At 66.4% G+C, this 14,566-nt stretch carries 16 protein-coding genes; 4 read left to right on the top strand and 12 right to left on the bottom strand.

The features are described from left to right. Positions 1-19 precede the first annotated feature (19 nt). Genes cimA through cysS form a run of 3 tightly spaced genes read right to left on the bottom strand, consistent with a single transcriptional unit; the run spans position 20 to position 3,569 of the window. Entirely contained in the window at positions 20-1,630 is a 1,611-nt protein-coding gene (gene cimA, locus Q331_RS0110935) for a citramalate synthase (protein WP_026380716.1), read from the bottom strand. Continuing rightward, entirely contained in the window at positions 1,627-2,136 is a 510-nt protein-coding gene (locus tag Q331_RS0110930; RefSeq protein WP_034491862.1) for a GFA family protein, read from the bottom strand. Before Q331_RS0110930 ends, cimA begins: the two co-directional genes overlap by 4 nt. Beyond that, positions 2,118-3,569: a cysteine--tRNA ligase gene (gene cysS / locus Q331_RS0110925; protein WP_026380714.1), complete on the bottom strand. Its 1,452-nt coding sequence runs from the start codon at positions 3,567-3,569 to the stop codon at positions 2,118-2,120. The genes Q331_RS0110930 and cysS overlap by 19 nt, the downstream gene beginning before the upstream one ends. Before the next feature lie 255 nt (positions 3,570-3,824). Between cysS and Q331_RS0110920 the strand changes: the two genes are divergently transcribed. After that, complete coding sequence (locus tag Q331_RS0110920; RefSeq protein ID WP_026380713.1) at positions 3,825-4,499, top strand: ceramidase domain-containing protein; 675 nt, start codon at positions 3,825-3,827, stop codon at positions 4,497-4,499. 64 nt (positions 4,500-4,563) lie between these two features. Beyond that, entirely contained in the window at positions 4,564-4,701 is a 138-nt protein-coding gene (locus Q331_RS23705; protein ID WP_156953324.1) for a hypothetical protein, read from the top strand. A 32-nt stretch (positions 4,702-4,733) separates the two neighbouring features. On the opposite strand, the gene Q331_RS0110910 is transcribed toward Q331_RS23705, so the two are convergent. The 3 genes from Q331_RS0110910 to Q331_RS0110900 form a co-directional block, all read right to left on the bottom strand. Continuing rightward, on the bottom strand, positions 4,734-5,243 hold the full coding sequence (locus Q331_RS0110910; protein ID WP_026380712.1) for a CreA family protein: 510 nt from the start codon (positions 5,241-5,243) through the stop codon (positions 4,734-4,736). Between the two features lie 63 nt (positions 5,244-5,306). Beyond that, the gene (locus tag Q331_RS0110905) at positions 5,307-5,504 is read right to left on the bottom strand and encodes a DUF2783 domain-containing protein (RefSeq protein WP_034491859.1); all 198 of its coding nucleotides are present in this window, start codon (positions 5,502-5,504) and stop codon (positions 5,307-5,309) included. Next, positions 5,504-7,111 (bottom strand): FAD-dependent oxidoreductase, encoded by a 1,608-nt coding sequence (locus Q331_RS0110900; protein WP_026380710.1) that lies wholly within the window; start codon positions 7,109-7,111, stop codon positions 5,504-5,506. The genes Q331_RS0110905 and Q331_RS0110900 overlap by 1 nt, the downstream gene beginning before the upstream one ends. 109 nt (positions 7,112-7,220) lie before the next feature. Between Q331_RS0110900 and Q331_RS0110895 the strand changes: the two genes are divergently transcribed. Beyond that, the gene (locus tag Q331_RS0110895; RefSeq protein ID WP_034491857.1) at positions 7,221-7,457 is read left to right on the top strand and encodes a hypothetical protein; all 237 of its coding nucleotides are present in this window, start codon (positions 7,221-7,223) and stop codon (positions 7,455-7,457) included. A 9-nt stretch (positions 7,458-7,466) separates the two neighbouring features. Here the strand turns inward: Q331_RS0110895 and Q331_RS0110890 are convergent, their stop codons facing one another. The 5 genes from Q331_RS0110890 to Q331_RS21150 are packed head-to-tail and all read right to left on the bottom strand — an operon-like array spanning position 7,467 to position 11,852. Continuing rightward, on the bottom strand, positions 7,467-8,414 hold the full coding sequence (locus Q331_RS0110890; RefSeq protein WP_026380708.1) for an MBL fold metallo-hydrolase: 948 nt from the start codon (positions 8,412-8,414) through the stop codon (positions 7,467-7,469). Positions 8,415-8,423: 9 nt separating this feature from the next. Beyond that, the gene (locus Q331_RS0110885; RefSeq protein ID WP_026380707.1) at positions 8,424-8,777 is read right to left on the bottom strand and encodes a hypothetical protein; all 354 of its coding nucleotides are present in this window, start codon (positions 8,775-8,777) and stop codon (positions 8,424-8,426) included. Continuing rightward, positions 8,774-9,802 (bottom strand): fumarylacetoacetate hydrolase family protein, encoded by a 1,029-nt coding sequence (locus Q331_RS0110880; RefSeq protein WP_026380706.1) that lies wholly within the window; start codon positions 9,800-9,802, stop codon positions 8,774-8,776. The genes Q331_RS0110885 and Q331_RS0110880 overlap by 4 nt, the downstream gene beginning before the upstream one ends. Then, positions 9,799-10,680, bottom strand: a complete 882-nt coding sequence (locus tag Q331_RS0110875) for an MBL fold metallo-hydrolase (RefSeq protein WP_026380705.1) — start codon at positions 10,678-10,680, stop codon at positions 9,799-9,801. Before Q331_RS0110875 ends, Q331_RS0110880 begins: the two co-directional genes overlap by 4 nt. After that, positions 10,677-11,852: a homogentisate 1,2-dioxygenase gene (locus Q331_RS21150; protein ID WP_051631044.1), complete on the bottom strand. Its 1,176-nt coding sequence runs from the start codon at positions 11,850-11,852 to the stop codon at positions 10,677-10,679. The genes Q331_RS0110875 and Q331_RS21150 overlap by 4 nt, the downstream gene beginning before the upstream one ends. Positions 11,853-12,036: 184 nt before the next feature. On the opposite strand from Q331_RS21150, the gene Q331_RS23055 reads away from it, so the two are divergent. Continuing rightward, positions 12,037-13,278 (top strand): DUF2865 domain-containing protein, encoded by a 1,242-nt coding sequence (locus Q331_RS23055; RefSeq protein WP_051631043.1) that lies wholly within the window; start codon positions 12,037-12,039, stop codon positions 13,276-13,278. On the opposite strand, the gene Q331_RS0110860 is transcribed toward Q331_RS23055, so the two are convergent. Continuing rightward, entirely contained in the window at positions 13,190-14,566 is a 1,377-nt protein-coding gene (locus Q331_RS0110860) for a glutamate--tRNA ligase (RefSeq protein ID WP_026380704.1), read from the bottom strand. The two genes, Q331_RS23055 and Q331_RS0110860, sit on opposite strands and share 89 nt — an antisense overlap.

The raw sequence follows: 14,566 nt of genomic DNA, 5'->3' as shown, positions 1-14,566 counted from the left end.
GCCCGGTGGCCGCGTCGCCTTATTCGGCGGCCGCCGCCAGCGCCGGCGTCGCCTTCACCAGCTTGAAGTTGATCGCGTCGAGCAGCGCCTCGAAGGAGGCGTCGATGATGTTGGAGGAGACGCCGACGGTGAACCAGCGATTGCCGGCCTCGTCGCGGCTCTCGATGAGGACGCGGGTGATGGCCTCCGTGCCGCCGTCGAGGATACGCACCTTGTAATCGACGAGCTCCAGATCGCCGATCGCGGAGGAAAGATCGCCGAGATCCTTGCGCAGCGCCTTGTCGAGCGCGTTGACCGGGCCGTTGCCCTCGGCGACCGACATGCGCCTTTCGCCGCCGACCTCCACCTTGACGACCGCCTCCGACACGGTGACGAGCTTGCCGACGGCGTTGTGGCGCCGCTCCACGTTCACCCGGAAACCTTCCACGGAGAAGAAGCTCGGCAGACGCCCCAGCCGGCGACGGACGAGAAGCTCCAGCGAGGCGTCGGCGGCCTCATAGGCGTAGCCTTCCGCCTCGCGGGCCTTGATGTCGGCGAGAAGTCCGTCGAGACGCGGGTCGTTGCGCTCAACCTGGAGGCCGAAACGCTTCAGCTCGGCAATAAGGTTCGACTTGCCGGCTTGGTCGGAGACCATCACGCGGCGGCGATTGCCGACAAGCTCCGGCTTTACATGCTCGTAGGTCTCCGGCTCCTTTAGGATCGCGGAGGCGTGGATGCCCGCCTTGGTGGCGAAGGCGGAGGCGCCGACATAGGGCGCCTGGCGGTCGGGGGCGCGGTTCAAGAGCTCGTCGAAGGCATGCGCGGTCTGCGTCAGCTCGGCGAGCGCCTCCTCGCTCACCCCGATCTCAAAGCGCTCCGCATAGGCGGGCTTCAACATCAAGGTGGGGATGAGGCTGGTCAGATTGGCGTTGCCGCAGCGCTCGCCGAGCCCGTTCAGCGTGCCCTGGATCTGGCGGGCGCCGGCCTCCACCGCCGCCAGGGAGTTGGCGACGGCGTTGCCGGTATCGTCGTGAGCGTGGATGCCGAGCCGTTCGCCCGGCACATGGCGGGCGACATCGGCGACGATCTGCGCCACTTCCTGGGGAAGCGTGCCGCCATTGGTGTCGCACAGCACGACCCAGCGGGCGCCCGCCTCCAGCGCCGTGGTGGCGCAGGCGAGCGCGTAGTCCCGGTTCGCCTTGTAGCCGTCGAAGAAATGCTCGCAATCGAGCATCGCCTCGCGCCCGGCGGCGACCGCCGCCGCGAGGCTGTCGCGGATGCCTGCCAGATTCTCCTCGTTGGTGCAGCCGAGCGCCACACGCACATGATAGTCCCAGCTCTTGGCGACGAAGCAGATGGCGTCGGCCTCGGCCTCCAGAAGGGCGCGCAGGCCCGGATCGTTGTCGAGCGAACGCCCGGCGCGGCGCGTCATGCCGAAGGCGGTGAAGCTTGCCCGCTCGGTGCGCCGCCTGGCGAAGAACTCCGTATCGGCCGGATTGGCGCCGGGATAGCCGCCCTCCACGTAATCGACGCCGAGACGGTCGAGCATCTTCGCGACCGCCGCCTTTTCCTCCAGCGAGAAATCGATGCCCGGGGTCTGCTGGCCGTCGCGCAGTGTGGTGTCGAAGAGATAAAGCCGTTCGCGTGTCATGGTCGGGTTGCCCCCTCGGGCGGCCAGGTTTCTGTGTCGTGGTCGGGATGCTGATAGCTGACGATGCTTTTCTCGAAGCACGCCTGCGGATCGGAGCCCGTCTCGCTGCCGGGCAGGCGGGCGAGGCCATCGACATAGGCGAGCTTGCCCTCGATGCCATATTGCAGGCTGGGCTCGATGGTAGCCGGCGCGTCGAAGGCACCGATGGCCAGCGCCATCCCGTCCGGCGCCTCGAAGGTGAGCGGCGTGCCGCAGCTCGCGCAGAAGCCGCGGCGGACATGGTTGGAGCTTTGGAAATACGCCGGCCGGCCTCTCGTCCAGGCGAGCGTGCCGGGGCTCACGGCGACAAACGGCGCGTAAAAGCCGCCGAAGGCCTTCTGGCACATGCGGCAATGGCAGATGGAGGCATTGCCGAGCGGCCCCGTGACGCGAAAGCGGACGGCGCCGCACTGGCAGCCGCCGGAACGGGCTTCTAGCACCTTCTCGCTCACCTTTTCACCTCCCATGTCGTGACGACCTCGCCGCTTTCGGCATCGCGCTGGTCCTTCAACTGGATGCCCGCGGCGGCGAGCGCCTCGCGGATGTCGTCCGCCCGCTGCCAATCCTTGGCGGCGCGGGCGGCGGCGCGGGCGGCAATCTTCTCCGCAATCTCTTCCTCGCTCACCGCCATCTCGCGCGGTCGCCAGGCCCGCCAGGCCGTCTCGCTCTCGCGACCGAGGCCGAGAAGATTGAGCGCCGCCTTGAAACGCGCCTTGTCCTCGCCCTCGTGATCGTCCGCCACCTCGTCGCCGAGACGATGCAGAAGGCTGATCGCCTCCGGCGTGTTGAGGTCGTCCTTGAGCGCCGCCCCGACGGAATGCTCGCCGTCGAGAAAGGGGTTATGGCCGCCTTCATAAGCCTCCACGTCGCCGAGATAGCCGTACCAGCGGTCGAGCATGCGCTTGGCGGCTAAGAGCTTGTCCCTGGTGAAGTCGAGCGGGGCGCGGTAATGCGTCATCAGCATGGCGAGGCGGATCGCCTCTCCGGGCCACTCCGCCAGAAGGTCGCGGATGGTGACGAAATTGCCGAGCGATTTCGACATTTTCTCGCCTTCCACCTGCAAATAGCCGTTGTGCATCCAATAGCGCGCCATCAGCTCCGTGCCGTGGGCGCAGCGCGACTGGGCGATCTCGTTCTCATGATGCGGGAAGACCAGATCGAGGCCGCCGCCATGGATGTCGAAGGTCCTGCCGAGATAGCGCTCGGCCATGGCGGAGCATTCGATATGCCAGCCGGGCCGGCCCGGCCGGGAAACACCGCCCGGCGAGGGCCAGGCCGGCTCACCTTCTTCCGAAGGCTTCCACAGGACGAAATCCATCGGGCTGCGCTTGTAGGCTTCCACCTCCACCCGCGCACCGGCCTGCATCTCGTCCAGCCGGCGATGCGAGAGCGCACCGTAATCGGGCATGGAAGCAACGTCGAAGAGAACGTGATCGGCCGCCACATAAGCATGGCCCTTGGCGATCAGCGTCTCAATCATCGCCTTCATCTCGGCGATGTTCTCCGTGGCGCGCGGCTCGTGCGTCGGCGGCAGGGCGCCGAGCGCGGCGGCGTCCTCGTGATATTGCCGCTCCGTCGTCGCCGTCACCTTGCCGATCGCCTCGTTCAGCGCCAGGCCAGGAAACTCGGCCGCGGCGCGGGTGATGATCTTGTCGTCGACATCGGTGATGTTGCGCACATAGGTGACATGCGCGGGGCCGTAGACGTGCCGCAACAGACGGAAGAGCACATCGAAGACGATGAGCGGGCGCGCATTGCCGATATGCGCGAAGTCGTAGACCGTCGGCCCGCAGACATAGACGCGCACATTGGCCGGATCGAGCGGAACAAAATCCGTCTTCTCCCGCGTGAGCGTGTTGTAGAGCCGCAAGGGCCGCGCCGTGTCGCCTTGATGCGCCATAAGATTCCCGTCCGGCTGGCCGGGCGTTCATCGCTGTCGGGAAATTTCGGACGAGAACGGCCTGACCAGCGCTGATCGCTAGCCGATAATAATCCCGCAAATGCCAATGGCGCGGAGGCCCGCGCTGTCGCCGTTCATGTGTCGCTTATCGCGGAGCTTGCGGGCCGGGTCAAGTGCGCCAAAATAGGCCACCCGACTCAACGATAAATCGTGCCGCCGCCCGGCGCTTGCCAAAGGAAGCCAAAGGCTCAGCTGATGAACTGGACGCAACCGATCGATATCTATTGCGAGCGCACCGACCCGAGCTTCTGGGCCGAACCCCTCAACGCGCTTTCCAACGCCTTCTTCATCATCGCCGCCGCCTATGCCTTTTCGCTGTGGCGCCGGCAGGAGGAACGCGACGGGCCGGCGCTCCTGCTCATCGCGCTGGTGGCGGTGATCGGCGTCGGCTCCTTCCTCTTCCACACCTTCGCCAATCGCTGGTCGGCGCTTGCAGATGTCATCCCGATCAGCATCTTCATCTATGTCTATCTCGGCCTGGCGCTGCGCCGCTTCTTCCGCTTCGGCTGGGCGATGACGGGCATTTCCATCTTCCTCTTCGCGGTCTTCTCGTTCGGCGCGGAAGGCCTTTTCCGCCCCCTCGTCGGCGGCTCGGCCGGCTATGTGCCGGCGCTCCTCATCATGGCAGGCGTCGGAGTCTTCCTCTATTTCCTGGAGCATCCGGCGGCAGGCTATCTCTTCGCCGCGGCGGCCGTGTTCACGCTGTCGCTGGCGCTGCGCACGGCCGATATGCCGGTGTGCGAGGCGCTGCCGATCGGCACGCATTACTTCTGGCACGCCCTCAATGCGGTGACGCTGACCATTCTTATCCTGGCGGCGATGCGCTGCCGACACGCCAAGAGCGCGTTAAACCATCTGAACAACGGCTGAACCCGACTCTCAGCACCGGTTCAAGGGCGCGATTCTATCTCCAGGGCAACGTTGGAGATAGAAGATGTTGCGCCTGTTTTTCGTCCTTTCCCATGTTGCCCTCATCTCCGCCTCGGTGATGACCATCCGCGAGGTGCCGCCGCGCGCCGAGACACCGGCCGGCGGCATGGGCATCGTCCTTATCAACGCGCTCCAGCGGTGAGCCGCCCGTGCCTGCCGCGGCCCCGAGGCGGCTCAGCCTTCCAGCCAGTCGGCGCAGCGCGGCGCCTGCGCGTCGCCCCAGGGCATGATCGGCACGGTGGAGGTGGAGTTCTTCGGCGAGCCCTCGACGATCTTGTCGGAATAGACGAGATAGACCAGAACGTTGCGCTTGACGTCGCAGCCGCGCACGATCTGCATCTTCTTGAAGACCAGGGAGCGGCGCTGGCGGAAGACCTCGTCGCCCTGCTCGAACTTCTCCTTGAAGGTGACGGGGCCGACCTGTCGGCAGGAGAGCGAGACGTCGGAAAGCTCTTCCACGACGTTGAACATGCCGCCGATGCCGCCCGCCTCCGGCACGGTGTAATGGCAGGCCACACCGTCGATTTTCGGGTCGTCGATACCGTAGGTGGCGAGCTTGTGGTCGGGCGTCAGAAGCTTGAAGACCGTCGATTTCCTGAAGATCAAATCAGGCTCCTGCGCCTGCGCCGCCGCAAGCGAGAAAAGGGCGACGAAAAGGGCAGCAAGAAGAGCGGGTGCACGCATCGAGAAAAGTCCTCCGGAATTCTTCGACCGGTGAGATAGGCGTGACGCCCGCCGATTGCGAGTTCAGCTCCCTTTCAGGTTCTCGCGCGCCGTCTTAATGGCCCGAAGCGCCGCCTCGTCGCCGGCCGCATTGGCGAGAATGAGGACGAGGCGCGCATTCAACGCAGCACTCTCCTCCTCGCTGAGGCCTTGATGCGCTAGCATCAGCGCGGCGTAAAAGCCGTCCGGATCGGCGAGATTGAGCGCATTTTCCTCCGACATCACCCAAGCCCCTTCGCCTGTCTGACGGCCGCCTCAGCGCGTTCGCGGGAAAATGCCCTCTCGGGCCAACGCGCCGCGACATGCTGATCCGGGCGGAAAAGGTAAACCGCCGCCTCTTCCTGCGCACCGTATCGCGAACGGGCTTCGGCCGAGGTGACCGGCAATCCCCTCAGCCCGGCGGCTTTGCAACTGGCCGCAAAGCCGTCCGAGGGATCTTTCCCGAAGCGGACGAGGCAAAAATCGCCACCCAGCCTTTCCACCAGAAAGCCCTGCCCTTCCTGGCCAAGGGGCGCATCCAGCGGTGGCGCGCCGGGGGCGAGCTGCGGTGCAATCCCGGCAGGAAAGGCATCCTCGCCGCAAAGCCGGCTCGCCCGATAATGATGCGGGGTGGAGAGGCGACCGGAATTGATCAGCCTTCGCGCGAAAGGCTCATCGCCAGCAAGGTCGAGGACCGCTTTGCGGAACCAGGCCTCCGCCGGCGATTTCGGCGTCATGAAGCTGGTCGAGCGGCTGGAGTTCAAAATGTTCTCGTCGGCCGCCGGGACGCGCTCCTCGTCATAGCTCTCTATCAGGCTTTCCGGTGCCTCGCCGGCCAGGACGAGGGCGAGCTTCCAGGCGAGGTTGTCGGCGTCCTGAATGCCGCCATTGCCGCCGCGGGCGCCGAAGGGCGAGACGATATGGGCGGCGTCGCCGGCAAAGACGACGCGCCCATGCACGAAGCGCTCCATGCGCCGGCACTGGAAGGTGTAGACCGACACCCAGTCGATCTGGAAAGGGCGATCGCCGACCATCGCCTTGATGCGCGGCATCACCCTGTGCGGCGCCTTCTCCGCTTCCGGATCGGCGTCGGGGCCGAGTTGCAGGTCGATGCGGTAGATGTTTTCCGGCTGCTTGTGCAAGAGCGCCGACTGGCCCTGATGGAAGGGCGGATCGAACCAGAAGCGGCGCTCAGAGGGAAAATCGGCTTCCATCTCCACGTCGCAGATAAGGAAGCGCTCCTCAAAGACGCGGCCGGCGAAATCAAGACCGAGCGCGGCGCGCACGCCGCTCCTGGAGCCGTCGCAGGCGATGAGCCAATCGGCATGCAGTCGATAGCCGCCGTCCGGGGTCTCGACGGTAAGCTCGGCGCCGGTCTCATCGGCCCTCACCTCGGCAACGCGGTTTTTCCAGCGCAGATCGATGAGCTCGGGAAAGTCGCCCGCCCGGTCGGCGAGATATTCCTCCAGGTAATATTGCTGCAGATTGATGAAAGCCGGCATCTTGTGGCCGGGCTCGGGCAAGAGATCGAAGCAGAAGACCTCGCGCTCGCCGTGATAGAGGCGGCCGACCTTCCAGGTAACGCCCTTGGCGAGCAGCTTTTCGCCGAGGCCGAGCCGGTCGTAGATCTCCAGCGTGCGCTTGGACCAGCAGATGGCGCGCGAGCCGAGAGAGACGACGTCGTTGTCGTCGAGCACCAGGGAGGCGACGCCCTTCAGAGCCAGGTCGATCGCCAGGGTGAGGCCGACCGGGCCGGCCCCGACGATGACGAGCGGCGCTTCGCCCCTGCCCGTGCCGGAGAGCTCAGGCGCCCTGCGGTAGGCAAAGGGGCGATAGGCATAGCGGGGCATGGCTCATCGGCCTCTTCCGTCTGATCAGCGCCCGCCGCCGGAGGGAACAAAACGGGGGGCTCGCGACATCCTAAGGGAAAGAGAGAACAGATAGACAAGGAGACGCAACATGGCCCTTGAGGCACGCGAGCTTCGCAACCGCTGGCGGCGTGCGTTGTTTTGGCTGTTTATCGGCGGCCTCATCGTGCTCGGAACCATCATGATGCTGCTCGATCCGATCCTCGTCTTCGGCGATACCAGCACCAATCTCGGCATCAGCATCATCGCCTTCGAGATCCTCCTGCTTATCGCCGGCATCGGCTGGCTGGCGCTGCTCGTCACCAGCCGGCCGCGCCGCGAGAGCTGAGGCGCCCTTTCAGCCTTCTAGGGCCGCCCACATCTGCCGATCGCGCTCGGCGGTCCAGATCTGCGGCCGCTCCATGCCCTTGGCCTCGTCGTAGGCTCGAGCGACGTTGAAGGGCATGCAATGCTCGTAGATGGCGTAGTCGCCGAAGCGGCCGTCCATGGCGGCGCGGGCCGCGGCGTAGGCTTGCTTCAGCGAGGCGCCTCCTGCCGCCGCCGTCTTCACCGACTGGAACAGCGTCGTCAGGAAGTCGTGCGTCAGTGCAACGCCTTCCTTGACCCTTTCGCCGGTCAGCGCCGCGCCGCGGCCCGGCACGAGCGCCTTGGCATCGAAATCGGCGATCCTCGCCAGCGTTTCCGGCCAATCCTTCAGATGGGCGTCGCCGCAATAGCAGGCGGAGCGGTATTCCACGATGTCGCCGGAGAACATCACCTGCGCGTCGGGCACCCAGGCGACGATATCGCCCTCCGTATGGGCGCGGCCGAGACGCATCAGCCGCACTTCACGCTTGCCGAGCCAGACCGAGAGCGTGGTGACGAAAGTGATCGAAGGCCAGGTCAGGCCGGGGATGGATTCGTGGCCCTTGAAGAGGCGCGGGAAGCGGCCGAACTCCGATTCCCAATCCTGTTGCCCGCGCTCCACGATGAGATCGCGGGTCACGTCGGAGGCGATGATCTCCGCATCGCCGAAGGCGGAGGCCCCGAGAACGCGCACCGCATGATAATGGCTGAGCGTCACGTAGCGGATCGGCTTGTCGGTGACCGAGCGGATGCGCTCGATCACCTTCTCGGCGAGACGAGGCGTCGCCTGTGCGTCAACGACCATCACCGCGTCGTCGCCGACGATGACGCCACTATTGGGATCGCCCTCGGCGGTGAAGGCGAAGCAGCCCGGACCGATCTCCTCAAATGAAATGGTCTTTTCGGCGACATCCGAAGTGGAAGCGAAGCTGGCAGACATCGTGACATCCTACGCAAGGGCTGGAGTGAGGCCGCCGAAGGCAAGGCCGAGCGCCAACGTGACCGGCGAGGCGGCGCCGAGCACGACGGTGGAGGCGAGGCAGAGCCCGATCCAGACCGGGATCAGCCAGTGCTGGCCAATCTCCATGCGACGCGCCGACAGCCAGATGGTGAAATTGGCGACGAGGCCGAACAGGGCGACGATGAAACCAAGGATGGAGGTCAGCCCCGGCCCGCCGAGTGCGCCGGCGAGGGAGGCGAGCACGGCCCCCGCCGGCACCAGGAGAAGATTGAGGATGAGGAAGCCGCGCCACAACGTCGTCGGCGAATCGAAGAGCGGCTTAGGGCGGCCGGAGGCGCTCACGCTTGTCGTACCTCCTGTTCGATGGCGCCGAAGATCGAGCGCCCGCGGGCATCCTTGAGCTCGATACGCACCACATCGCCGGCGGTGAGAAAGCGGGTGTCGGGATGGCCATGGCTGACCGTCTCCATCATCCGCATCTCGGCGATGCAGGCGTAGCCCTTGCCGCCCCATCCGATCGGGCGAGAGGAGCCGCCGTCCTTGTCGCGGTTGGAGACGGTGCCGGAGCCGATGATGCTGCCGGCCGAGAGCGGGCGCGTGCGCGCGGCATGCGCGATGAGCTGGCCGAAATGAAAGTTCATGTCGAGGCCGCTGTCGAGATCGCCGAAAAGCCGCGTATTGATGCTGACCAGCAAGCGTCCGCTCAGCCTGCCATCCTGCCAGGCCTCGCCGAGAGCTTCGGGGGTCGCCGCCACCGGCGAGAAGGCGGAGGGCGGCTTGGACTGGAAGAAGCCGAAACCCTTGGCGACCTCGCCCGGCACGAGATGGCGCAAGGTGATGTCGTTCGCCAGCATCACCAGCTTGATATGATCCAGCGCCTCGTCGGGCGCCACGCCCATCGGCACGTCGTCGGTGATGACGGCGATCTCCGCCTCGAAATCGAGGCCGAAGCCGCTATCGAGGTCGAGCGCTTCCTGCGGCATGGCGATCGCCTGACGCGGCGCCAGAAAGGCGTCGGAGCAGCCTTGATAGATGAGAGGATCGGTCCAATAGCTCGCCGGCATATCGGCACCGCGACCGCGCCGCACCAGCTCCATATGGGTGACATAGGCCGAGGCGTCGGCGAATTGGAAGGCTCTCGGCAGGGGTGACAGGCATTGCGTCTCGTCGAAGGGGCGGCCGTCGATCTGGCCGATATCGAGACGCACGGAGAGCTCGCGCAATCGTGGCTCCACGTCCTCCCAGTCGTCGAGCGCCGCCTGCAGCGTGCCGGCCACGCCACCTGTCGAGGTGAAGCGTTTCATATCGGCCGAAACCACCGCCAACATACCGTCCCGGCTCCCATCGTTCAGCGTTGCAAGCCTCATCCGCCGGCGCCCCCAGCTTCCTCTCCCAGAGGGATAACGAGGCCATCGCGGCCGATGGTCAATGGTCCCGCCCAGGTTTCGGCGAGCGCGGCACGCCAATCCTCCTCGCCGAAGGCCGGATCGTCGGCAGGGATGAGATGATGCAGAACGAGATGGCCAACGCCGGCGGCCGCCGCGATCTCTCCCGCCTGCGCCGCCTCGCTATGGCTTGCCCTCAGATGCGCGCGCAGTCTCTCGCCGCCGCCGACCCTGGCCACGATCGCCTCCATGCCGGCCGGCAGCATCGCCTCGTGCAAGAGGATGTCGGCGCCTTGCGCGAAATCGGCAAGCGGGGGAAAGGGCGCCGTGTCGCCGGAGAAGACGATGCTCTTGCGGCCCTGCCAGTCGAAGCGCAGGGCATAACTTTCCTTCACCGGCGGATGGCGATTGGCCAGCGCCGTTACGCATAGCTGGGCGCTTGTGAGCACTTCGCCTTGTGAATATTCGGTCAGCATTATCAGATCGCGCAAGGGCAAGCGTCCCTCGTCCTCAATGCGGGTCTTAATGTCAAAGCGCATCATCTCCATGAAAGAACCAAGATAGTGGGCGGTGCCGGCCGGACCGAAGACGGCGAGCGGGCGCGAAAGTCCCGAGGTCCAGGCCGTATGCAGGAGCGGGCCGAGCTCCAGCACGTGGTCGGAATGCAAATGGGTCAGAAAAACGCGGCGGAGCGCCGATAGTTCGAGCCCCGCGGCGGCGAGCGAGACCGTGACGCCGGCGCCGCAATCGACGAGCGTCACTTGCCCGCCGACGACCATCGCGGTCGCCGTCGGCAAGGGCGAGCCCGGCCTAACCGCCGGCCCGCCCTTGGTGCCGAGAAGAACAAGCCGATCGCTCACTCGGCGGCTTCGGGCATCCTGGCGCGCGGCGCGACGACCTTCTCGGAGGTCTTCCAGCTCTCCGCATAGGGCTTGAACTCTGAGGCCTCGGCCCCCTCGCCCATCTCCAAGGCGTCGCGCGTGTCGAGCATGACGGCGTATTCCTCCGTCATCGTCTTGGGTTGCTCGTACATGCGCCCGAGCGCCTTGGGATGCGGGCCGTGGGTGAAGCCGCAGGGATGCCAGGTGACCATGCCGGGATGGATGTTGTCGCGCGAGAAGAAATCGCCGTCGTGATAGAAGATCACCTCGTCGAAATCGTCGTTGTTGTGGAAGAACGGCACCTTCAGCGCCGCCGGATCGGTCTCGAAGGGCCGGGGCGTGAAGGTGCAGATGACGAAGCGGTTGCCGACCCAGGTGGTGTGCGCGGAGGGCGGCAGGTGGTAGCGGTGCGAGGCGAGCGGGCGAATGTCCTTGACGTTGAGCCGCACCGGGCAGAGATCGCCATGCCAGCCAACCGCGTCGAGCGGGTTGAAGGGATAGGTGACGGTGGAGATCTCGCCGCGCCGCCGGATATGCACCTTAGTCTCCGTCTCGCCCTGTTGGTGGAGAAACGCCTCATCGATCTTCGGCGTGTCGAGGATCGCCTCGTCATAGAGTGCGTGGCGCCCCACCATGCCGCGCTCGGGCGTCTTGATGGTGCCGTTGGTGCATTCGAAGAGGAGCAGCGAAAGGGGCTCGCTCGCCTCCAGCCGCCACATGGTGGAGCGCGGCAGGACGATATAATCGCCCTTGCCGATCTCCATATGGCCGTAATCGCAAAAAAGATGGCCGGCGCCGCGATGCACGAAGACAAGCTCGTCGCCGTCGCCGTTGCGCACCAGATGGTCCATCGACCCCGCAAGCTGCCAGAGCCGCATCTTCACCGAGGCGTTGTGCAAGATGACCGGCGCCTGCCAGACGGTCGCACCGAAATCGGCGAGGTTGGTCAGATCGAAGGCGCGCGGGCGCAGCGGTCCCTCCCATTTCGTCCAGCCGGTCGGCGGGTGGGTGTGGTACATCATCGTCGCCGGGCCGAAGAAGCCTTCCTTGCCCAGCTCGCGCTCAAAGGTGCCTTCGGGCAGGTCGGCATGGGCCTGGCGCGAGGCTCTGCCTTCCACGCGCGGGAAGGAAATGTAGCTGGCGCTCGCCATCGAGCATCCTCCCAATCGTTGGTGTTTTGCTGAAGGATAGATTTTGGAGCGTCTCTCAACAAGACGCTCCGGCCGGCCGGAACGTGCGCGGCCCGACGGGCGTTCAGCTAAGGTTCAGGCGCAGCTTGGAAGATTGATCAACCTTTCATGGCTAGTCTCGCCTGAACCACGGAACGGGGGCTTCATGCGCGCAAGCGGCCGGCTTCTCGCAGCGGCGATCATTCTAACGGCCGGTTTCGGCGCGACCGGGCCTGCCCTGGCGCTCTCCTGCCAGACGCTGGAGGCGGAGCTCGTTCGCCTGGAAAGTCGGCCCGCCAGACCCGATCCGCGCGCTTTGCGCTACGAGCGAGCCTTTCGCGAACAAGCGGCCGTGCTGGACCGGGCGGAGCGGCGCGCGGAGCGGGCCGGCTGTCTTGGCGGCGGCTTCCTGTTCTTTCGCGCCGAACCCCCGCCTTCCTGCGGCCCGATGCTCGACAGGCTGAGCGAGATGCGCGCCAATCTCGACAAGCTGGAGCGGCTGCGCTCGCGCCATGCCGGCGGCGGGGTGGACATCAGGCGCGCCGACCGGGTGCGCGAACTGATGGCGCGCCAGGGCTGCGGGGGCCGCTTCGCCGACGCCCGCACGCGCAGCTGGGGTCCGCCGGAGGCGGGGCCTTACGGGCCACGCTTTTTTGCCCGCGATGGCTATGCGACGCGCGGCGCATACCGCACGCTCTGCGTCAGGCGCTGCGACGGCTACTATTTCCCCATCAGTTTCTCCACCACGCCGGGCCGCTTCGCGCAGGACGAAGCGACCTGCCAGGCGCGTTGCCCCGGGGCGGAAACCTCGCTCTACATCCAGCCGGACCCGAACGGCGATCCGGCCGACATGATCTCTCTCGCCGGCGAGCCCTACGGCGCGCTGCCGAGCGCCTTCCGCTATCGGGAGAGCCTCGACAAATCCTGCACCTGCCAGGCTTCGCAAGAAGATTACGCCATGATCGCCAGCCCTCGGCCCGCCGAAGCGCCGCCGGTGAACATGGGCGGCGGACTCAAGGTCTATGGCGAGGCCGGCGCGCAGGAGATGATGCCCGGTGCAGGAGCCGACTCGAATGCATGGCCGGCCATGCCGCGCGCCAGGCCCGATCCGGCGAAGCTGGAGACGACGGCATCGCTCGATCTGCGCGGTTCCAAGACGGAAGGCGCGAACGAGGCGAGCGCCGCGCAGCCGGCGGCTTCAGAAGAGCGAGCGAAGGAAAGCGAGGCGAGCGAGGTAGCCGCCACGCCGGCAGACGCGCCGCCAAGCAAGGCGGCTGCGACCACGGAAGAGGCCGCGAGCGAGGCTGACGACGGCGAAGCTAGTCGCGGCAAGGTGCGCATAGTCGGGCCATCGTATTGGGGCGGCCCACAAAAGGAAGAAGTGCTCGTAGCTCCGGTCCGGCGCTGAAGCCGGTGAGCGCGCGGCGCAGTGGCATGAACAGCGCCTTGCCGCGCCGGCCGGTCTGCGCTTTCAGCGTATCGGTCCATTCGCCCCAGGTGTTCTCGTCCCAGGGCTCCTCGGGCAGAAGCTCGGCGGCGCGCGCCAAGAAATCCCTGTCCTCCTCCGCCACGACCGGCTCCACCGGCCCGCTCGCCACCCGCCACCAGAGCGCAGCATCGGCGAGCTTGTCGATATTGCCGCGCACGGCGAGCCAGAAGGCCTCGCCGCCGCCGACCTTGGCCTCGCGCAGCCTTTCGGCGACCGCTTCGTAGGACAGCTGGGCAAGCGTGCGCGCGCTCAGCGCCTTCAACTCGCCGACGGAAAAGCGCGCCGCGGCGCGGTTGACCTTTTTCGGATCGAAGAGCATCGCCAACTCGTCGAGGCAGGTGACGGGGCGCACCGCCTCGGACGTGCCGACGAGGCTCGCATAGGCGGCAAGCGCCAGCGCCTCGACGCCCTCGCGCCGCAGCGCGGCGAGCGACAGCGCCTCGTAGCGCTTGGAAAAGCCCTCTCCCGCCTCCGTCTGCAACAGATTATGGTGGCCGAAGGCGGGCGCCTCGGCGCCGAGCGCGGCGAACAGCGCCAGTTGCACGCCGGTATTCGTCACATGGTCGTCGCCGCGGATGACGTGGCTGACGCCCATGTCTCGGTCGTCGACGACGGAGGGCAGCGTGTAGAGGAAGCTGCCGTCCTCGCGCACCAGGACGGGATCGGAGAGCGAGGCGAGGTCGACGCTCTGGGCGCCCCGAAAAACGTCGTCCCAGCTTGTCTCGGTGCGCTCCGGCGCGAACGGATCGGCGGAGAAGTTGGGCAGAAGGAAGCGCCAATGCGGCCGCCTTCCCTGCGCTTCCAGCGCCGCGCGCTCCTCTTGCGTCAGCTTCAGGGCGCGCCTGTCGTAGACCGGCGGCAGGCCGCGGGCGAGGCGGCGCTTTCTCTGCCGCTCCAGCTCCTCGGCGCTCTCGTAGCAGGGATAGAGGCGGCCGGCGGCTTTGAGGCTCTCGGCGGCGTCCGCGTAGAGGGCAAGGCGCGAGGACTGGCGCTCCACCCGGTCGGCGTGAATGCCGAGCCAGGCGAGGTCTTCCTCGATGCCGGTGGCGAATTCGGCCGTGGAGCGGGCCTGGTCGGTATCGTCGAAGCGCAGGATGTAGCCGCCGTTATGACGGCGGGCGAAGAACCAGTTGAACAGCGCCGTGCGGGCATTGCCGGGATGCAGGCGGCCGGTCGGCGAGGGCGCAAAACGCAGGGTTACGGACAT

Origin of the sequence: Afifella pfennigii DSM 17143 (assembly GCF_000688515.1) — a bacterium.
Taxonomy (GTDB): domain Bacteria; phylum Pseudomonadota; class Alphaproteobacteria; order Rhizobiales; family Afifellaceae; genus Afifella; species Afifella pfennigii.
The sequence above is the reverse complement of the archived record's forward strand: the minus strand, read 5'-3'. Positions and strand labels throughout refer to the sequence as shown.